Raw genomic sequence first — 21,158 nt, forward strand, 5'->3', positions numbered from 1 at the left:
GTCAGTATGTCCAGTACCCTCATTATGTAAAACGAGCGCCCAACGAAAGGGAGAGGCATTCTCCCTCTCCACACTTCCATAAGCGACAAATAAAGCGGTTTATGCTTACATTTATTTTACGTTGAATCCTACCAACGGTAATGAGCAAATGCTTTGTTAGCTTCTGCCATTTTATGAGTGTCTTCACGTTTCTTAACAGATGCACCAGCATTGTTAGCTGCATCTAAGATTTCGTTAGCAAGACGCTCTTCCATAGTTTTTTCACCACGAAGACGAGCGTAGTTTACTAACCAACGAAGACCTAAAGTTGTACGGCGTTCTGGACGAACCTCAACTGGAACTTGGTAGTTAGCACCACCAACACGACGAGCGCGTACTTCAAGAACAGGCATAATGTTCTTAAGAGCTTGCTCGAATACTTCCATTGGTTCTTTACCAGAACGTTCGTTTACGATATCGAACGCATTATAAAGAATTGTTTGAGATTTACCTTTTTTACCGTCAACCATCATTTTGTTGATAAGGCGTGTTACTAGCTTCGAATTGTACATTGGATCTGGTAACACGTCACGTTTCGCAACAGGACCTTTACGAGGCATATTGAGTTCCTCCTTTCATTTTAAAGTTATTATTTTTTAGCAGGTTTTGGTCTCTTAGTACCATATTTAGAACGTCCTTGCATACGTTTGTCAACACCAGCTGTGTCAAGCGCACCACGAACGATGTGGTAACGTACCCCCGGTAAATCCTTTACACGACCACCGCGAATTAATACTACGCTATGCTCTTGTAGGTTATGACCGATACCTGGGATGTAAGCTGTAACCTCGATACCATTTGTTAAACGTACACGAGCGTATTTACGTAACGCTGAGTTAGGTTTCTTTGGAGTCATTGTACCAACACGAGTACATACACCACGTTTTTGAGGTGCAGAGATATCAGTTGATTTTTTCTTTAAAGAGTTAAATCCTTTGTTTAACGCAGGTGATTTAGATTTCCATACTTTATCAGTACGACCATTTCTCACTAATTGGTTAATAGTAGGCATTTGATTATCCTCCCTTCGCATGTTTGTATGACCACATATCCAGGTGGTTCATTATTAGTTGAAAACAAAGTTTTTGCAAGGGAGAGCAAATGCTCTCTCCTCACAAAAACAGTTTTAACTTATTATTCCTATTGCTGAAGCTCCCACTTGAATCCCCGAAACTTTTCCAAGCTTACGAACTGATTCAACTTTAGTTATGGGTATGTTATGTTGCAAAGCAGTACGAATGATAATATGGGTTAACCGCATATCAGCATCTTCCGCAATGACAACTTCTTTAACTATACCATTTTTGATTGCTTCCAATGTGCGTTTATGACCAACGACTACATTTTCAGCATTTGACACTTTTTGATAAGACATATAAATATCCTCCAAAGCATCGTTCAGGAGCAACCTTGATTATAGTAACATTTTGACTCATACAATGTCAACTAGGATTAACTGTTTTTATACAAAATTTACGACGGAAAATTTTACTGTTCCACATAAACTTCATCGTTTTCTACATTCATGTCATCTTGTGTTGTTTTAACAAGATCCACTTTGCGATAACGATTCATACCTGTTCCAGCAGGAACAAGTTTACCGATAATAACATTTTCTTTCAATCCTAGAAGCTCATCGCGTTTACCCTTAATTGCTGCATCAGTTAAGACACGAGTTGTTTCTTGGAACGATGCTGCAGATAAGAATGAATCTGTTTCAAGTGAAGCTTTTGTAATACCAAGTAGAACAGGTCTAGCTGTTGCTGGTTGTTTACCTTGCAGTAACACCTTCGCATTCGCATCAGTAAACTGATGGATATCTAGTAATGTTCCTGGTAATACATCTGTTTCACCTGCATCACTTACACGAACTTTACGTAACATTTGACGTACCATTACTTCTACGTGTTTGTCACCAATTTCTACCCCTTGCATACGGTATACTTTTTGAACTTCACGTAATAAGTACTCTTGAACCGCCGTAATGTCCGTTACTTTTAGTAATTCTTTCGGATCAATAGAACCTTCTGTTAACTCTTTACCGTGGCTAATTTGCTGCCCTGGAGTTACTTTCAGACGAGCACCGTAAGGAATAGCGTACGTACGAGCTTCAACTTCACCCTGTACAACTACTTCTTGGCGATCTTTAACATCGTTGATCGCTGCGATAACACCGTCGATTTCACTGATAACTGCCTGACCTTTCGGATTACGAGCTTCGAAGATCTCTTGGATACGAGGTAAACCTTGAGTGATATCATCTCCGGCAACCCCACCTGTATGGAACGTACGCATCGTTAACTGTGTACCTGGCTCACCGATAGATTGAGCTGCGATAATACCTACCGCTTCCCCTACTTCTACGTCTGTTCCAGTTGCTAAGTTACGACCGTAACACTTCTTACATACACCATGGCGAGTGTTACACGTAAACGCTGAACGAATGTTTACAGTTTCAACACCCGAATTTTCAACGATATGAGCGATATCTTCAGTAATTAATTGATTTTCAGCAACTAATACTTCACCTGTTTCAGGATGTTTTACAGTTTTTCTTGCAAAACGCCCAACAAGACGATCATATAATGACTCAATAACTTCATTACCCTCTTTAATCGCACCAATTAATAAACCGCGATCTGTTCCACAATCATCTTCACGAACGATTACATCTTGTGCAACGTCAACAAGACGACGTGTTAAGTAACCAGAATCGGCAGTTTTTAGTGCTGTATCGGCAAGACCTTTACGCGCACCATGCGTAGAGATGAAGTACTCAAGTACTGTTAAACCTTCACGGAAACTTGATTTGATTGGAAGTTCAATGATACGACCAGATGGATTGGCCATCAGACCACGCATACCAGCAAGCTGAGTAAAGTTCGATGCGTTACCACGGGCACCGGAATCACTCATCATGAAGATTGGGTTGCGTTTATTCAAGGACTTCATCAGTTTTCCTTGGATAACATCTTTTGCATTACTCCAAATAGAGATAACGCGATCGTAACGTTCTTCTTCCGTGATTAAACCGCGACGGAATTGTTTAATTACATTATCTACTTTTGCTTGTGCTTCGTGGAGAATTTCATCTTTTTCGCCTAATACAAGAATGTCAGATACCCCAACTGTAATACCAGCTTTTGTAGAGTACTTGAATCCTAAGTTTTTCATACGGTCAAGCATGCGAGACGTTTCTGTAATTTTGAAACGTTTAAACACTTCCGCAATGATGTTACCAAGGATTTTCTTGCTGAATGGCGCCACTTCTTCGCGACTAGCAATAATTTCTTTAATGTTCGCACCTTTTTCAACGAAATATTTCGCCGGTGTTTCTTTTTCAAGGTTTGAATTTGTTGGCTCGTTAATATAAGGGAACGACTCTGGTAAGATTTCGTTAAATATTAATTTACCAACTGTTGTTAATAGAAGCATACTCTTTTGCTCTTCAGTAAATGTCGCGTTGTTTACTGCACTTGCAGCTACTGCAACACGTGTATGAAGATGCACATATCCATTTTGGTATGCAAGTAATGCTTCGTTTGCATCTTTGAAGACCATACCTTCACCGATTGCGCCTTCACGCTCAAGTGTTAAGTAGTAGTTACCTAATACCATATCCTGAGATGGAGTAACAACTGGTTTACCGTCTTTCGGGTTCAAGATGTTTTGTGCCGCTAACATAAGAAGACGAGCTTCAGCTTGTGCTTCTGATGATAAAGGTACGTGAACGGCCATTTGGTCACCGTCAAAGTCCGCGTTGTATGCAGTACATACAAGTGGGTGAAGACGGATTGCGCGACCTTCTACTAATGTAGGTTCAAACGCCTGAATACCAAGACGGTGAAGTGTTGGTGCGCGGTTTAGAAGTACTGGATGTTCTTTAATCACAGATTCTAAAACGTCCCAAACTTCAGGTTGTACACGCTCGATTTTACGTTTCGCACTCTTAATGTTGTGTGCTAATCCTTTTTCAACTAACTCTTTCATTACGAAAGGTTTGAACAGTTCAAGCGCCATTTCTTTCGGTAATCCACATTGGTACATCTTTAAGTTCGGTCCTACAACGATTACAGAACGGCCAGAGTAGTCAACACGTTTACCTAATAAGTTTTGACGGAAACGTCCTTGTTTACCTTTAAGCATGTGAGATAGTGATTTTAATGGACGGTTACCTGGTCCAGTTACTGGACGGCCACGGCGACCATTATCGATTAATGCGTCTACAGCTTCTTGTAACATACGTTTTTCGTTTTGAACGATGATGCTTGGTGCACCTAAGTCCAATAGACGTTTTAAACGATTATTACGGTTAATTACACGACGGTATAAGTCGTTTAAGTCAGAAGTAGCAAAACGTCCACCGTCCAACTGTACCATTGGGCGTAGTTCTGGTGGGATAACTGGAAGAACATCTAGGATCATCCAAGATGGGTGATTTCCAGAGTTACGGAATGCTTCTAATACTTCTAGACGTTTAATAGCACGAGTACGGCGTTGTCCTTGTGCTGTTTTTAATTCTTCTTTTAAGAAGTCTACTTCTTTATCTAAATCGATGTCTTGTAGTAGCTTTTTAATCGCTTCTGCACCCATAGCAGCTTGGAATGTGCTACCATATCGATCACGATATGCACGGTATTCTTTTTCAGAAAGTAATTGCTTCTTATCAAGTGGCGTATCTCCACTTTCTGTTACAACATAAGAAGCGAAATAAATTACTTCTTCAAGCGCGCGAGGGGACATGTCTAAGACAAGTCCCATGCGGCTCGGGATACCTTTGAAATACCAAATATGAGATACAGGAGCAGCTAATTCGATATGACCCATACGTTCACGACGAACCTTTGCACGCGTTACTTCAACGCCACATCGATCACAAACTACACCTTTATAACGTACACGTTTGTATTTTCCGCAATGACATTCCCAGTCCTTTTGTGGTCCGAAAATACGCTCACAGAACAAGCCATCTTTTTCAGGCTTTAACGTACGATAGTTAATTGTTTCTGGTTTCTTAACTTCACCGTATGACCAAGAACGAATCTTGTCAGGTGAAGCAAGTCCAATCTTCATATATTCAAAGTTATTTACATCTATCAAGGGGCCTACCTCCCTTTTAGTCTACAGGTTATCCCAATTATTCCTTAGTTGTCTCAACTTCGACATTCAATTTATCTGCTGATTGATGATCATCGTCATCTTCCGTATCACGCATTTCAATCTCTGTATCGTCGCTAGACATCATTTTAACGTCCATACCTAAACTTTGCAGCTCTTTAATCAATACTTTGAATGATTCAGGAACGCCTGGTTCTGGAACATTTTCGCCTTTAACAATTGCTTCGTACGTCTTAACACGTCCAACAACATCATCAGACTTCACTGTTAAGATTTCTTGAAGAGTATAAGCAGCACCGTAAGCTTCAAGTGCCCAAACCTCCATCTCACCGAAACGCTGTCCACCGAACTGAGCTTTACCTCCAAGAGGCTGCTGCGTTACAAGTGAGTATGGTCCAGTAGAACGAGCATGAAGTTTATCGTCAACCATGTGCGCAAGTTTGATCATATACATGACACCAACAGATACGCGGTTATCGAATGGTTCACCAGTACGTCCGTCATACAGGATTGTTTTCGCGTCATTTGCCATACCAGCTTCTTCAATTGTGCCCCAAACATCTTCCTCACGAGCACCATCGAATACTGGTGTTGCAATGTGAATGCCAAGGTATCTTGCTGCCATACCTAGATGAAGCTCTAATACCTGACCGATATTCATACGAGATGGTACCCCTAATGGGTTTAACATGATATCGATTGGCGTACCATCTGGTAAGTAAGGCATATCTTCTTCTGGTAAAATACGAGAGATAACACCTTTGTTACCGTGACGTCCGGCCATCTTGTCACCTTCAGAAATTTTACGTTTTTGAACGATATATGCACGTACAAGTTGATTCACGCCTGGTGGCAATTCATCGCCATCTTCACGGTTGAATACTTTTACGTCTAAGATAATACCGCCACCACCGTGTGGTACACGTAGTGATGTATCACGTACTTCACGTGCTTTTTCACCGAAGATTGCATGTAATAGACGTTCTTCTGCTGTTAATTCCGTTACACCCTTAGGTGTTACTTTACCAACAAGTAGGTCTCCATCTTTTACTTCAGCACCAACGCGGATAATACCACGCTCGTCAAGGTTGCGTAATGCATCTTCCCCAACGTTCGGAATGTCACGTGTAATTTCTTCTGGTCCAAGCTTCGTATCACGAGCTTCTGATTCATATTCTTCAATATGAATAGAAGTGTACACATCATCTTTTACAAGGCGCTCACTCATAATGATCGCATCCTCATAGTTATAACCGTCCCAAGTCATGAAGCCAACAAGCACGTTACGTCCAAGTGCTAGTTCACCTAATTCCATAGAAGGACCATCCGCAAGGATTTCACCTTTTACAACTTCATTTCCAACACTTACGATTGGACGTTGGTTGTAGCAAGTTCCTTGGTTAGAACGAATGAATTTTTGCATTTTGTAGCGATCTAAGTCGCCTTTTACTGTTTGACCGTCAACTTCTACATAGCGACGTACCCAAACTTCACGTGCTTCTACGCGCTCAACAACACCAGGGTGTTTACAGATTACTGCAGCACCTGAGTCTTTTGCTGAAACGTACTCCATACCTGTACCTACAATCGGAGATTCCGGATTCATTAACGGAACCGCCTGACGTTGCATGTTCGCTCCCATAAGTGCGCGGTTAGAGTCATCGTTTTCTAAGAACGGAATACAAGCTGTCGCTGCCGACACTACTTGTTTTGGAGATACATCCATGTAGTCGATGCGTTCTTTATTTGTGACAATGTTTTCACCACGGAAACGAGCTACGATATCTTCACTAAGGAATTCTCCTTCTTCAGATAACTTCATATTCGCTTGGGCTACAACATAATTATCTTCTTCATCTGCTGTTAAATAATCAACCTGCCCTGTTACAAGACCAGTTTCTGGGTCAACACGACGGTATGGAGTTTCAATGAAACCAAACTCATTTACTTTCGCGAACGAAGATAATGAGTTAATCAAACCGATGTTTGGTCCCTCTGGTGTTTCAATCGGACACATACGACCATAGTGAGAGTAGTGAACGTCACGTACTTCAAAGCCTGCGCGCTCACGCGTTAAACCACCAGGTCCTAATGCAGATAGTCTTCGTTTGTGAGTTAACTCTGCTAATGGGTTTGTTTGGTCCATGAACTGAGATAACTGAGAACTTCCGAAGAACTCTTTAATAGATGCAATAACAGGACGAATATTAATTAGTGCCTGTGGTGTAATTGCATTCGTATCTTGGATCGACATTCTCTCACGAACAACACGTTCCATACGAGAAAGACCGATACGGAATTGATTTTGTAATAGTTCTCCAACAGAACGCAGACGACGGTTTCCTAAGTGGTCGATATCATCTGTATCTCCTACTTTATACAGTAGGTTGAAGAAGTAACTGATAGAAGCAAGGATATCGCCTGGTGTGATGTGTTTTACATCACGAGTAATATTTGCATTACCAATTACATTAATTACACGTTCGCCTTCTGACTCAGGAGCATAAATCTTAATAGATTGCAGCTCAACATCGCCTTCTACCACTCCACCCATTGGTTTCGCTGTTTTGAATCCAATGTTTTTCTCTAAGTAAGGTAAAATGCGATCAAGTGTACGACGATCTAAGATTGTGCCTTCTGCCGCTAAAATTTCACCAGTTTCTGGATCCACTAATGTTTCAGCTAAACGTTGGTTAAACAATCTGTTTTTAATGTGTAACTTCTTGTTGATCTTATAGCGACCTACATTTGCTAAATCGTAGCGCTTTGGATCGAAGAAACGAGACACAAGTAAGCTCTTTGCATTTTCTACTGTTGGTGGTTCACCAGGGCGTAGACGCTCATAAATTTCAAGCAATGCTTTTTCTGTGCTATCTGTGTTGTCTTTTTCTAATGTGTTGCTTAAGTATTCGTTATCACCTAAAAGCTCGGTGATTTCTTGATCAGAGCCAAACCCTAATGCGCGTAACAAAACAGTTACAGGAAGTTTACGCGTACGGTCAATACGCACATATACAACATCCTTAGCATCTGTCTCATACTCTAACCAAGCTCCGCGGTTTGGAATTACAGTAGCAGTAAAACCACGTTTTCCGTTTTTATCCACTTTGCCACTATAGTATACGCTTGGAGAGCGAACTAACTGGGAAACGATAACACGTTCTGCACCGTTAATTACGAATGTTCCAGTCTCTGTCATGAGTGGGAAATCTCCCATGAACACATCTTGTTCTTTTACTTCACCAGTTTCCTTGTTGATTAGACGCACTTTTACACGAAGCGGTGCTGCATACGTCACATCACGCTCTTTGCATTCGTCTACAGAGTATTTAGGTTCACCTAAGCTGTAGTCGATAAATTCAAGCGATAGATTTCCCGTAAAGTCTTCAATCGGAGAAATGTCTTGGAACATTTCTCGCAAACCCTCATCAAGAAACCACTGATAAGAAGAGGTTTGAATTTCGATAAGATTTGGTAACTCTAATACTTCACTAATACGGGCATAACTTCTTCGTTGGCGGTGGCGTCCGTATTGAACTAGTTGACCTGTCAACTGCTTCACCCCTCAAATCATGAGTATTATAAATGCACAAAAAAATTTGTGCAAAATCACAAATAAATACAACTACTGCTATTAGCGTAGTTTTTTTCTCTTAAAGATAAATACGTTGAGTCTTTCTACCTGCTCAAAAAAGAAAAATGGCTTCTAGAAGAAAACCATCATTCTGTTTCATAATCTGCTGATTTTACTATCTTTTCCAAGAGAAACAAAAATATACATCTTTCTCAACGCAGAAAATCATATATTGGCATTGTATAATGTTAACATAGCCAAAAATAACCGTCAACGTTTTTTTGATTTTATGATATAATATCCTTTTTTCTTTTCTACAACTTCGACTTCAGAAAATACTTCTTCTAGTTTCTTCAGTGCAGATGGTGCACCTTGCTTCTTTTGAATAACAATCCACAACTCTCCACCTGGAACTAAATACTCTACAGCCTTTTCTAAAATCTCATGCACGATATCTTTACCCGCACGAATTGGAGGATTAGATAGAATAGCAGCATACATACCATCTACATTTTCATAGACGCTACTTTGAAAAATGTGTACATTTCCAATTCTATTGTTAGCGGCATTTTCTTTCGCAAGCTCAAGTGCCCTTTCATTCACATCCACCATGTGAACTTTACGGTCTTGAAACTCTTTCGCCAACGATAAACCAATTGGTCCATATCCACAACCTACGTCTAATATATCACCTTTAATATCCGGCACTTGAAACGCTTCAATTAAAAGACGAGAACCAAAGTCCACTTCGTTTTTCGAGAACACCCCACGGTCAGATAAGAAAGTAAATTGAGATCCACGAAGTGCAAATTCCCATCGCTTACGATCACTTTTACTAGAAGGGTCGTTAGAAAAATAATGGTCTGCCATATGGCCACCTCTTTTCTTTACAGTTAAAAAAAAAGCTCGCATGAGAGCGAGCTTTTTTTAAAGCATCAAAAGTTAATTACTTAACTTCTACAGCAGCGCCAACTTCTTCAAGTTTAGCTTTGATTTCTTCAGCTTCTTCTTTAGCAGCAGCTTCTTTGATTACTTTTGGAGTGTTGTCAACTAATTCTTTAGCTTCTTTTAAGCCAAGACCAGTGATTTCACGAACAACTTTGATAACTTTGATTTTTTGTGCACCAGCGCTAGTTAGTTCCACATCAAATTCAGTTTTCTCAGCAGCAGCTTCTCCAGCGCCACCAGCAACAGCTACAGGAGCAGCAGCAGTTACGCCGAATTCTTCCTCGATAGCTTTTACTAAGTCGTTAAGTTCTAATACAGTCATAGATTTAACTGCTTCAATGATTTGTTCTTTAGTCATTGTAAATATCCTCCCTTAAATAGGTTTGTATTGTTTTATCGATAATACGTAATTATCTTTTAAAAAATTAAGCGCCTTGCTCTTCCTTTTGGTCTGCAACTGCTTTAGTAGCAAGTGCAAGGTTACGGATTGGAGCTTGAAGAACGCTAAGAAGCATAGAAAGTAAGCCTTCACGTGATGGAAGAGTAGCGATAGCTTTAACCTCATCAAGTGTTACAAGTTTACCTTCGATTACGCCCGCTTTAATTTCTAAAGCTTCATGATCTTTAGCGAAGTCGTTTAATACTTTCGCAGGAGCAACTACATCTTCGTTACTGAACGCGATTGCGTTTGGTCCTGTTAAGAATTCATTTAACTCAGCCATTTCAGCAGATTCTGCAGCACGACGAGTTAGAGAGTTTTTGTAAACTTTGAACTCAACGCCAGCTTCACGTAAGTTTTTACGTAATTCTGTTGCTTCAGAAACTGTTAAACCACGGTAGTCAACAACGATTGTAGATTTACTAGCGCGAAGTTTGTCCGCGATTTCAGTTACAACTTGTTGTTTAGTTTCGATTACTTTGCTCATGTTATTACACCTCCTGTAGATTATATAGAAGATGTACCGAAAGTGCACTAAAAACCTCCATGCCCAACTTGTAGACATGGAGGCATATAGTCACAGAAAAAAATTCCGTTTCGTATATTAACACCTAGGTAGGAAATTAAGTCTATTGACACCTACTGTCTACGGTACACTAATTAAATTCACAACATAAATGATTATATAAAAACTTCTTTATGAAGTCAACTTCCAAAATTTACGCTAATGTAGAAACGTCTACACGTACGCCAGGTCCCATTGTAGAAGCAACTGTTACGTTCTTCATGTAAGTACCTTTTGCAGCAGCTGGCTTAACTTTTTGTAAAGTGTCAGCGATTGTGCTGAAGTTTTCTACTAATTTAGCATCTTCGAAAGATACTTTACCGATTGGAACGTGGATGTTACCAGCTTTATCAACGCGGTATTCAACTTTACCAGCTTTGATTTCGTTAACAGCTTTAGTTACATCGAAAGTAACTGTTCCAGTTTTAGGGTTTGGCATTAAACCTTTAGGTCCTAATACGCGACCAAGTTTACCAACTTCACCCATCATGTCAGGAGTTGCTACTACTACATCAAAATCGAACCAACCTTGTTGGATTTTACCGATGTAATCAGCATCACCTACGAAGTCAGCTCCAGCAGCTTCAGCTTCTTTAGCTTTTTCACCTTTAGCGAATACTAATACACGTTGTACTTTACCAGTACCGTGCGGAAGAACAACTGCACCACGGATTTGTTGGTCAGCTTTCTTAGGGTCAACACCTAAACGGAATGCTACTTCTACAGTTGCATCAAATTTAGCTGTGTTTGTTTTCTTTACTAATTCTACTGCTTCTGTTGCAGAGTAAGCAGTTGCACGATCAACAAGCTTTGCAGCTTCTACGTACTTTTTACCTCTTTTAGCCATTTTTATTTCCTCCTCGAATGTGGTTTTAGCGGAATAACCTCCCACGTTTACGCTTATTTTCAGGTATAACCTGAGGATGCGCGCCATCCATTTATTTAAAAACGATAATCATTTACGATAATAAAGGTTGCGAATTGGAATTCCAGACCCGCAACCTTTTTTAAAAACAAATCGAATTAGTCTTCGATAACGATGCCCATACTGCGTGCAGTACCTTCAACCATACGCATTGCAGCTTCTACGCTAGCAGCGTTTAGGTCAGGCATTTTAGTTTCAGCGATTTCGCGTACTTTATCACGCTTAACAGTTGCCACTTTATTACGGTTTGGTTCACCAGAACCAGACTCAATACCAGCTACTTTCTTAAGAAGAACAGCAGCAGGAGGAGTTTTAGTAATGAAAGTGAATGAACGGTCCTCAAATACCGTAATTTCAACAGGGATGATAAGACCAGCTTGATCTGCTGTACGAGCGTTAAACTCTTTACAGAAGCCCATGATGTTAACACCTGCTTGTCCTAATGCTGGACCAACTGGTGGAGCTGGGTTAGCTTTACCTGCAGGAATTTGAAGTTTTACCATTTTAATTACCTTTTTAGCCACGAGACACACCTCCTTAAGTCCGTGATGTGGTCAATTGGACAGTGATTTGCCCTCCCACGTCATATTTTATCTGTAAGGATAAAATCTTTCAAAAAACGTCTCCGATAACGAAGACGTACTGACTTAAAAGATATTATCACTTTTTACAAATCATTTCAAGTTTCATTTTATAATTTTTCAATTTGATGGAAGTCAAGTTCAACTGGAGTCTCGCGACCAAACATGTCCACAAGCACGCTAACCTTTTTCTTCTCCACATCAATTTCTTCGATAGCACCTGTATAATCTGCGAATGGTCCCTCATTTACACGTACTGTCTCATGAAGTTCAAAGTCGAAATCAACCACTTCGTTGTCCATTCCCATATGTTTCATAATGGTAACAACTTCCTCTTCTAATAGAGGTGATGGTTTAGATCCAGAACCAGAAGAACCAACGAACCCAGTTACACCTGGCGTGTTACGTACAACATACCAAGAGTCATCAGTCATGATTAATTCTACTAATACATAACCTGGGAACACTTTTCTTTTCATTAATTTTTCTTTACCGTTTTTCATTTCTACTTCTACTTCTTCCGGGACAACAACACGGAAAATTTTATCTTGCATACCCATTGATTCTACACGTTTCTCTAGGTTTGCTTTTACTTTATTTTCATATCCAGAATAAGTATGGACAACATACCAACTTTTTTCCATTCATTTAGGACGAGCGTCCTTCCCTCCCTGACGTACATTTTTTTGCGCAAATGAAAAAACCCGTTCACCGGGCTTTTACACAGTTCTTATAAATAACATTATATCATGGATAAGTGCTTCTTATTCAAGAATTAACCAAGAATTAACCGAATTAAAGAAGAAATGCCCATATCAACCACTGCGAAGAAAATCGCAAAGAAGACAACTGTAGCGATAACAGTCGCTGTTGAACGGAGTAATTCATCTTTTTTAGGCCAACTTACTTTTTTCATTTCGCGACCTACATCGCCGAAAAAGTTCGTTAAACGCATCTACGGGACCTCCAGTGTATTATTTCAATTATTTATTTTGTTTCCTTGTGAACTGTATGCTGATTGCATGTTTTACAGAATTTCTTTATTTCAAGTCGCTCTACCGAGCTCGTATCTTTCATCGTAGAGTAGTTTCGATTTTTACACTCTTCACATGAGAGTACAACTTTTTTCCTCATTAGTTACACCAACCTTGTAACATTATGTCCCTAAAAATGTATCATACAACAAAAGACAATGTCAATGACATGCCTTTTGTACTCTCTGCAAAAAGAAAACAGGTGATTTTTTACACCTGTAGCACTTGTTATGAATTTAAAGTGGTACTCTCTCTCATTTCCATATATCGTTCCAATTTCCGCTTCACCCTCTGTAAAGCATTATCAATAGATTTCACATGCCTATTTAACTGTTCCGAAATCTCTTGATAAGAACGACCGTCTAGATATAAAGAAAGCACTTTTCTTTCTAAATCGCTTAATAATTCAGATATTTTAGATTCTATGTCTGTATATTCTTCCTGACTTATAATCATTTCTTCAGGATCAGTTACCTTCGCTTCCGAAATAACATCTAATAACGTCCGATCAGATTCCTCATCATAAATCGGCTTATCTAAAGACACATACGAATTTAACGGAATATGTTTTTGCCTGGTTGCTGTTTTAATAGCGGTAATAATTTGTCGAGTGATACACAGTTCAGCAAATGCTTTGAATGAAGACAGCTTGTCCTCTTTATAATCACGAATCGCTTTAAACAATCCAATCATACCTTCTTGCACAATATCTTCTCGATCGGCACCCACTAAGAAATAAGATCTTGATTTCGCGCGAACAAAGTTCTTATATTTGTGAATCAAATATTCTAGAGCGTCAGTATTACCTTTTCGAACTAATTCAACGATTGCCTCATCCTCTAAATCACGAAATGTAACGTCGCCTACACTTACGAAGCCTACTTCCACCTTGATCCCTCCGACCGCTATTTATTTAGCAATATTATACAGTAAAAAGATAAAGAGCGTCAATGCTTCAACGCTCTCCTCTTCTTAATTTTTCTAACTTTTCTGTAATATCTTTACTAAATATCTTTCGCATGGCAGGTTGTTTTTCTTTTGTGTCTTGTGTACGCCTTCTTACTTGTTGCTCCATCGCTTGTACTTCCAACTCTAATTCACGTGCAGATTTCCGAAGGGCACCTTGCGCAAATATAACCCATTGTTCCGTATAATCAGAAGTCGCAACATATATTTGCGTATTTATATTTCTAAGCTCAATCGCAAGTTGCTCTATCTTTTCATCCGCAGTTTGATTCTTCCTCGTGAATATGACTTCTACACGCGATTGTTTCATCTTTTTTTCAATACCTTGGACTGTATAAGCATCAAAGACTATCATTACCTTTGTACCTGTATAACCTTGGTAATCCGCCATCTTATCAATCAATGCATCTCTTGATGATTGCAAATCTACATCCCGTAGTTTCTTCAAATCTCCCCAAGCTCCAATAATGTTGTAACCGTCAACGATTAAAATATCGTTCATTTTTTATTTACCAATTTCGTTACGTTTACGATATACCTCATACATTAACAAACTTGCGGCTACTGAAGCATTTAAGGATGTAACTTTACCAACCATCGGTAAAGTGATTAGGAAATCACATTTTTCACCAATAATACGACTCATACCTTTTCCTTCACTTCCAATTACTAATCCAATTGGCATTTTACCATCTAAATTACGGTAATCCGTTTTCCCCTTTGCATCTGTACCAGCAATCCAAAGTCCACGTTCTTTTAATTCATCAATTGTACGAGATAAATTCGTTACGCGTGCAACAGGAATATATTCAATTGCTCCAGTAGATGCTTTCGCAACTGATGCTGTAAGTCCCACAGCTCTTCTTTTCGGAATAATAATTCCATGAGCTCCTGTTGCATCAGCAGTACGCATAATAGAACCTAGATTATGCGGGTCTTCAATTTCATCTAAAATTAAGAAGAACGGATCTTCATTACGCTTCTCTGCTACCTTGAATAGATCTTCTAGCTCAGCATATTGGTAGGCAGCCACTTGAGCAATTACTCCTTGATGGTTCCCCTCAACTAATTGATCTAATTTCTTTTTTGGTGCATGTTGTAAAATAATCTTATTTTCTTTCGCTAGTGCTAGTACAATTTGTACTTGTCCTTTGGCAGCACCTTCTGCAATCCAAATTTTATTAATATCTCTTCCTGATCGTAACGCTTCAATTACAGGGTTACGTCCGATAATATATTCACTACTCATGATGATGTGCTCCCTTCCTTTTCTTCTAAAACAGCAATTGCCTTATACACAATTTCGTCTAATCTTTCACGATTATTTAATAAGTGATGATAGCCAATTAGCGCTTCAAAGGCTGTACTATGTCGATATGTTTGTACATCCGTATTTTTCGGAACAGTACCTGAATTTGCATTACGCCCTCTTCTTAGTACCGCTTCTTCTTCCTCAGTTAAAAATGCTGTCTCTAATAAATGATAAACAACTTTCGCCTGTGCTTTTGCCGAAACGAAGCTCGTCCCTAATCTATGCAATTGATTAGGACGAACTTTCCCTTTTTGAAGTAGGTGATAGCGGATATATTGTTCATATACCGCATCACCCATATATGCTAACGCTAAGCTGTTTAATTGCTTTGCATCGATCATTCTTATCCTCTTTTCCATCTTGTACCTTGAGCGGTATCTTCTAGAATAATATTACGGTCTTTTAAATCATCGCGAATTTTATCTGATAATGCAAAATCACGATTTTTACGAGCTTCAATGCGTTTTTGAATAAGTGCCTCAATTTCTTCATCAAGTAACTCGTCTTGCGCTAATTCTAACCCTAGAATATCAAATAACGTTTCAAGTTGTTTTACATATGCTTCAATTACCACTTTAGACGTATGCTCTTCCAGTAAATATTGATTTGCATGATTTGCTACATTATATAATTCAGTGATTGCATTAGCAGTGTTGAAGTCATCATTCATCGCTTCTTCAAATGCAATCTGGAATTTTTCCAGCTCAGCTAACCACTTCTCATTATGATCTGTTAAATCCGTACTACTTCCCATACGGTGTTTTAAGTTACCATAAGCCGTTTTAATTCTTTCCAGCCCGTTATTTGTGCTTTGTAATAACTCTTCACTAAAATTAATTGGGTGACGGTAATGTACTGATAGCATAAAGAATCTAATTAACTGCGGATCATATTGCTTAATGATATCGTGAACCAAAATGAAGTTCCCAAGTGACTTAGACATCTTCTCATTATTAATATTAATATATCCATTGTGCATCCAATAACGTGCAAATGTTTTTCCTGTTAACGCCTCAGACTGCGCGATTTCATTCTCATGATGAGGAAATGCCAAGTCTTGGCCACCAGCGTGAATATCGATGGTATCTCCTAAGTATTTACGCGCCATTGCCGAGCATTCAATATGCCAGCCTGGACGACCTTTACCCCAAGGGCTTTCCCAGAAGATTTCTCCTTCTTTCGCAGCTTTCCATAAAGCAAAATCAAGGGGGTCTTGTTTCTTTTCTCCTACTTCAATACGCGCACCATGACGTAAGTCTGCGATTGGTTGATGCGATAATTTACCGTACCCTTCGAATTCCTTCGTTCTAAAGTACACATCACCTTCTGATTCATATGCATATCCTTTATTCACAAGTTCTTGAATAAATTCAATAATGATATCCATATTTTCCGTTACACGAGGATGAACTGTTGCATGTTTGCAACCTAGTGCTGTTACATCTTCAAAGTATGCTTCAACGAAACGGTCAGCAATTGTCGGCACATCTTCACCTAATTCATTTGCTGCTTTAATTAATTTATCATCTACGTCAGTAAAGTTAGATACGTACTGTACATCATACCCTTTATATTCTAAATAACGGCGTACCGTATCAAATACCATAGGTGGTCTTGCATTCCCAATGTGAATATAGTTATAAACTGTAGGTCCACATACATACATCTTCACCTTATTTTCTTCTAATGGAGTAAACTCTTCCTTTTGACGTGTTAACGTATTATAAATGTGAATAGTCATTTTTATCCTTCCTTTCTACCTTTACTTCAAGTTGTTTTTTCAATTTATCAAGTTCTACTTCCATGACCTTTAATTTATCAAAAATTGGGTCTGGAAGGTCAGAATGGTTTAATTCTTGACCGATCTTTACTCCATTTTGAATAACGACTCGGCCAGGTATACCTACAACTGTAGAATGTGCAGGGACTTCTTTTAATACGACAGACCCTGCTCCAATTTTAGAATTCTCTCCAACTGTAATAGAACCTAGTACTTTAGCACCCGTTGCAATTAATACATTATCCTGAATTGTAGGGTGCCTCTTTCCCTTTTCTTTACCTGTACCACCTAATGTAACTCCTTGATAGATCGTTACATTATCACCAATTTCACACGTTTCTCCAATTACAACCCCCATTCCATGGTCTATGAAAAAACGACGACCAATTGTTGCTCCTGGATGAATCTCAATGCCAGTAAAGAAACGACTAACCTGCGAGATCCAACGTGCAATAAAGAAGAAATTCTTTTTATAAAAAGCATGTGCAATTCGATGAGCCCAAACTGCATGTAATCCAGAGTAAGTCAAAATGACTTCGAAATAACTTCTTGCCGCTGGATCCTGTTCAAAAACGACTTCAATATCTTCCCGAAGCCTCTTAAACATCGACGTTCCCTCCCCTTTATGGGATGCTTTTTCGAGCGAACTAACTCCCTTAACTCCCTATTTATCCCCCTAAATCTGTATGCACGGGGATAAAACTTATACTCATACCCATTTTTACGATATAAAAAAAGACGCCTCTGTCATATTGACAGAGACGCCTTATAAGCGCGGTTCCACTCTGTTTAGGCTAAAGAAGCCTCAAACTCATCTCTGATAACGGTGTACACCGCTTCTGCTTACTTTACGCCCTAAGACGTTTCGCAAAACGATTTGCTGTTCAGCAGAAGACTCGAAGGGGCATTTCAAAAATCCGCTTATAAACCACTTCCAGCCTAAAGGTGGTTCTCTCTGTAAAAAGCCTGATTTTCTACTTCTCCTTCTCGTCGCTTTTCCTTATTAGGTTTTAAGTATACTTATTATATTTCTAAACCTAGAAAATGTTAACCAATTACTTTTTGAAGACGATTTAAAACTTTCTCTTTTCCAAGAAGTACAATAGCATTAGGAAGTTCTGGGCCATGTGTTTGACCAGTAGTTGCAACACGGATTGGCATAAATAAGTTTTTACCTTTATGACCTGTTTCCTTTTGGACCGCTTTAATAGCCGCCTTAATTGCTGCTGGTTCCATCGCTTCTAGTGCTTCTACTTGACCGGCAAATGCACGAAGTACTTCTGGTACTTGTTCACCTTTTAATACTTCTTGTCCTTCTTCTTCATAATCAACATGATCTTTGAAGAACATTTCAGAAAGCTCTACAATTTCAGCTCCAAAACTCATTTGTTCATGATATAACGCAATTACATCACGAATCCAAGCTTGTTCTTGTTCACTTAAGGTTTCACCTATACGTCCAGCTTTCACTAGATGCGGTAAGCTTAATTCTACCACCGTATCTAAATCTTGCTTTTTCATATATTGGTTGTTCATCCATTTTAGTTTTTGAGAATCAAATAATGCAGGTGATTTTGATAAACGAGCTGCATCGAACATTTTGATAAACTCTTCTTGAGAGAAGATTTCTTCTTCTCCTACTGGCGACCAACCTAGTAGTGCAATAAAGTTAAAGATTGCTTCTGGAAGATATCCAAGCTCTTTATATTGCTCAATGAATTGAATAATAGATTCATCACGCTTACTTAATTTTTTACGGCTTTCATTTACAATTAAAGTCATATGACCGAATTGCGGAATATCCCAACCGAAAGCTTCATAAATCATCATTTGTTTTGGCGTGTTTGAAATATGATCATCACCACGAAGTACGTGTGTAATTTCCATTAAGTGATCATCTACTGCTACCGCAAAGTTATAAGTTGGAATTCCATCTTTTTTCACGATAACGAAATCACCGAAATCATTTGAATGGAATGCAACTTCATCTTTTACAATATCTTTAAATGTGTAATCACGGTCAGCTGGTACACGGAAACGAATACTCGGAATACGTCCCTCAGCTTCAAATTCTTTCACTTGTGCTTCAGTTAAATCACGGTGGTTACCTGCGTAACGAGGTGTTTCACCACGAGCGATTTGCCCTTCGCGTTCCGCTTCTAGCTCTTCTTCTGTCATATAACATTTGTAAGCTAAACCACGCTCTAATAAATCTTCATATAATTTTTTATACATATCTAAACGCTCTGTTTGACGATATGGTCCAAATTCACCACCAACATCAACACCTTCATCCCAGTCCATACCGAGCCATTTCAAGTATTTTAATTGGCTTTCTTCTCCACCAGCAACATTACGTTTTACATCAGTATCTTCAATACGAATAATAAACTTACCATCTTGATGACGAGCAAATAAATAATTAAATAATGCCGTACGCGCATTTCCGATATGTAAGTGTCCTGTTGGACTTGGCGCATAGCGCACTCTCACTTGCTTTTCCATAATTGGTACACCTTCCATTCTTAATGTCAACACATTCTATAATTGTACACCAAAAAAATGTGATTATCCATCTTACGAATTAAAAACCATTATTTTTTCTGTAATAAAACAACTGCTTGAGAAGCAATTCCTTCTTCCCTACCTGTAAATCCTAATTTTTCTGTTGTCGTTGCCTTTACATTGATATTATCAATAGACGTTTCTAATAGTTCGCTAATGCGTTTACGCATACTTTCAATATGTGGTGCCATTTTCGGCTTTTGGGCGATAATTGTACAATCTAGGTTCCCTAGCTCATAACCTTGTTCACGTACAAATTCCCAAACCTTCTGTAACAACACAGCTGAATCCGCGTCTTTAAAGGCAGGGTCTGTATCAGGGAAATGTTTTCCAATATCACCTGCCGCAATTGCACCTAAACATGCGTCTGCGATCGTATGTAATAATACATCTGCATCCGAGTGACCGATCAATCCTTTCTCATGAGGAATTGTAATTCCACCGATAATTAACGGTCTACCTTCCGCAAATTCATGTACGTCAAAACCTTGTCCAATTCGAAACATTCTTTACATCCTCCTCAAGCTAAACTACTGAGCTTTATGACTCTATATTATATCGCTATCCCTATAAAGAAAAGCCCGGCCTTTGCCGAGCTTTTCTTCGCTATAATCATTGCTATCATTTCTTTTGAATGTGAAGAAAGCTTTCAGCAATTAGTAAATCCTCTGGAGTCGTCACTTTAATATTATAGTAACTCCCCTCTACTACACCTACTTGCTTCCCAATACGTTCCACGAGACTTGCATCATCTGTACCAAGGAAACAACTCTGCTTCGCACTTCTATGTGCTTCTCGCAAAAGAGAAACAGAGAAACCTTGTGGTGTTTGTACAGCTTTAAGCTGAGATCTTTCTACCGTTTCGACAACAACATCCTGCTGTACTTTCTTAACGGTATCTTTCACTGGCACCGCACAAATGGAAGCTCCATATTTTTCTGCTGCAGTTAATACATCTTGGATCACTTTATTTGTTACGAACGGGCGCGCACCGTCATGTACAAGAACATACTTAACATCACTCGTATGCTGAATTGCGTTATACACACTATCTTGTCTTTCGGCTCCACCCTGAATAAATTGTACCGGCTTTTCAACCGGATACTTCTGCATTAGCTCTTCAAAATATGGGCGCTCTTCTTCGTTAATTGCCATGATAATATTTTTACATGCTTTATCCTTTTCAAAAGCACGTAACGTATGCACAATAATCGGTACTTCATTAATAAGTAAAAACAACTTATTTTTGCCAGCACCCATTCGCTTTCCTTGACCAGCTGCTGGAATAATTAATGTATACATATTAATAATC

At 39.0% G+C, this 21,158-nt stretch carries 22 protein-coding genes and 2 other annotated features; all 22 genes read right to left on the reverse strand.

The window, feature by feature from the left end; all coding sequences use genetic code 11:
• Nucleotides 1-128: 128 nt before the first annotated feature.
• A complete protein-coding gene (gene rpsG, locus DN390_RS15715; protein ID WP_060629210.1) occupies nt 129-599 on the reverse strand; it encodes a 30S ribosomal protein S7 in 471 nt (156 codons plus the stop codon).
• A 29-nt stretch (nt 600-628) separates the two neighbouring features.
• Nucleotides 629-1,051: a 30S ribosomal protein S12 gene (gene rpsL / locus DN390_RS15720; RefSeq protein ID WP_001142341.1), complete on the reverse strand. Its 423-nt coding sequence runs from the start codon at nt 1,049-1,051 to the stop codon at nt 629-631.
• Between the two features lie 114 nt (nt 1,052-1,165).
• On the reverse strand, nt 1,166-1,414 hold the full coding sequence (locus tag DN390_RS15725) for a ribosomal L7Ae/L30e/S12e/Gadd45 family protein (RefSeq protein WP_097949121.1): 249 nt from the start codon (nt 1,412-1,414) through the stop codon (nt 1,166-1,168).
• Nucleotides 1,415-1,527: 113 nt separating this feature from the next.
• On the reverse strand, nt 1,528-5,139 hold the full coding sequence (gene rpoC, locus DN390_RS15730) for a DNA-directed RNA polymerase subunit beta' (protein ID WP_060629209.1): 3,612 nt from the start codon (nt 5,137-5,139) through the stop codon (nt 1,528-1,530).
• 37 nt (nt 5,140-5,176) lie between these two features.
• Entirely contained in the window at nt 5,177-8,710 is a 3,534-nt protein-coding gene (gene rpoB / locus DN390_RS15735; RefSeq protein WP_060629208.1) for a DNA-directed RNA polymerase subunit beta, read from the reverse strand.
• A gap of 291 nt (nt 8,711-9,001) precedes the next feature.
• The gene (locus tag DN390_RS15740; RefSeq protein WP_060629207.1) at nt 9,002-9,601 is read right to left on the reverse strand and encodes a class I SAM-dependent methyltransferase; all 600 of its coding nucleotides are present in this window, start codon (nt 9,599-9,601) and stop codon (nt 9,002-9,004) included.
• Between the two features lie 76 nt (nt 9,602-9,677).
• Entirely contained in the window at nt 9,678-10,037 is a 360-nt protein-coding gene (gene rplL, locus DN390_RS15745) for a 50S ribosomal protein L7/L12 (protein WP_000159736.1), read from the reverse strand.
• A gap of 67 nt (nt 10,038-10,104) precedes the next feature.
• Nucleotides 10,105-10,605: a 50S ribosomal protein L10 gene (rplJ, locus tag DN390_RS15750; protein ID WP_029439120.1), complete on the reverse strand. Its 501-nt coding sequence runs from the start codon at nt 10,603-10,605 to the stop codon at nt 10,105-10,107.
• 39 nt (nt 10,606-10,644) lie between these two features.
• Nucleotides 10,645-10,788: a sequence feature (ribosomal protein L10 leader region), on the reverse strand.
• Nucleotides 10,789-10,837: 49 nt separating this feature from the next.
• Entirely contained in the window at nt 10,838-11,530 is a 693-nt protein-coding gene (gene rplA / locus DN390_RS15755; protein ID WP_002070162.1) for a 50S ribosomal protein L1, read from the reverse strand.
• A 176-nt stretch (nt 11,531-11,706) separates the two neighbouring features.
• Entirely contained in the window at nt 11,707-12,132 is a 426-nt protein-coding gene (rplK, locus tag DN390_RS15760) for a 50S ribosomal protein L11 (protein WP_001085872.1), read from the reverse strand.
• Nucleotides 12,133-12,299: 167 nt separating this feature from the next.
• Complete coding sequence (gene nusG, locus DN390_RS15765) at nt 12,300-12,833, reverse strand: transcription termination/antitermination protein NusG (protein ID WP_000415794.1); 534 nt, start codon at nt 12,831-12,833, stop codon at nt 12,300-12,302.
• Between the two features lie 131 nt (nt 12,834-12,964).
• Nucleotides 12,965-13,144 (reverse strand): preprotein translocase subunit SecE, encoded by a 180-nt coding sequence (secE, locus tag DN390_RS15770; protein ID WP_001241321.1) that lies wholly within the window; start codon nt 13,142-13,144, stop codon nt 12,965-12,967.
• Nucleotides 13,145-13,176: 32 nt separating this feature from the next.
• Entirely contained in the window at nt 13,177-13,323 is a 147-nt protein-coding gene (rpmG, locus tag DN390_RS15775; protein WP_002070160.1) for a 50S ribosomal protein L33, read from the reverse strand.
• Between the two features lie 128 nt (nt 13,324-13,451).
• Nucleotides 13,452-14,111, reverse strand: coding sequence for an RNA polymerase factor sigma-70 (locus tag DN390_RS15780; protein ID WP_098151008.1), 660 nt, complete (start codon nt 14,109-14,111; stop codon nt 13,452-13,454).
• Between the two features lie 67 nt (nt 14,112-14,178).
• Nucleotides 14,179-14,691 (reverse strand): NYN domain-containing protein, encoded by a 513-nt coding sequence (locus DN390_RS15785; RefSeq protein WP_000997888.1) that lies wholly within the window; start codon nt 14,689-14,691, stop codon nt 14,179-14,181.
• Nucleotides 14,692-14,694: 3 nt separating this feature from the next.
• Nucleotides 14,695-15,438 (reverse strand): 23S rRNA (guanosine(2251)-2'-O)-methyltransferase RlmB, encoded by a 744-nt coding sequence (gene rlmB / locus DN390_RS15790; protein ID WP_000093759.1) that lies wholly within the window; start codon nt 15,436-15,438, stop codon nt 14,695-14,697.
• Nucleotides 15,435-15,842, reverse strand: a complete 408-nt coding sequence (locus tag DN390_RS15795) for a Mini-ribonuclease 3 (protein ID WP_097949120.1) — start codon at nt 15,840-15,842, stop codon at nt 15,435-15,437. Before DN390_RS15795 ends, rlmB begins: the two co-directional genes overlap by 4 nt.
• Nucleotides 15,843-15,844: 2 nt before the next feature.
• On the reverse strand, nt 15,845-17,242 hold the full coding sequence (cysS, locus tag DN390_RS15800; RefSeq protein ID WP_147807757.1) for a cysteine--tRNA ligase: 1,398 nt from the start codon (nt 17,240-17,242) through the stop codon (nt 15,845-15,847).
• Nucleotides 17,223-17,888 (reverse strand): serine O-acetyltransferase, encoded by a 666-nt coding sequence (gene cysE / locus DN390_RS15805; RefSeq protein ID WP_000476500.1) that lies wholly within the window; start codon nt 17,886-17,888, stop codon nt 17,223-17,225. Before cysE ends, cysS begins: the two co-directional genes overlap by 20 nt.
• 147 nt (nt 17,889-18,035) lie before the next feature.
• Nucleotides 18,036-18,281, reverse strand: a binding site (T-box leader).
• A gap of 47 nt (nt 18,282-18,328) precedes the next feature.
• On the reverse strand, nt 18,329-19,786 hold the full coding sequence (gene gltX / locus DN390_RS15810) for a glutamate--tRNA ligase (protein ID WP_060629204.1): 1,458 nt from the start codon (nt 19,784-19,786) through the stop codon (nt 18,329-18,331).
• Between the two features lie 89 nt (nt 19,787-19,875).
• The gene (gene ispF, locus DN390_RS15815; RefSeq protein ID WP_000488386.1) at nt 19,876-20,352 is read right to left on the reverse strand and encodes a 2-C-methyl-D-erythritol 2,4-cyclodiphosphate synthase; all 477 of its coding nucleotides are present in this window, start codon (nt 20,350-20,352) and stop codon (nt 19,876-19,878) included.
• Between the two features lie 115 nt (nt 20,353-20,467).
• A complete protein-coding gene (gene ispD, locus DN390_RS15820; RefSeq protein WP_147807758.1) occupies nt 20,468-21,148 on the reverse strand; it encodes a 2-C-methyl-D-erythritol 4-phosphate cytidylyltransferase in 681 nt (226 codons plus the stop codon).
• Nucleotides 21,149-21,158 lie beyond the last annotated feature (10 nt).

It is taken from the genome of Bacillus sp. SH7-1 (assembly GCF_008042405.1).
GTDB classification, from domain to species: Bacteria; Bacillota; Bacilli; order Bacillales; family Bacillaceae_G; genus Bacillus_A; species Bacillus_A thuringiensis_N.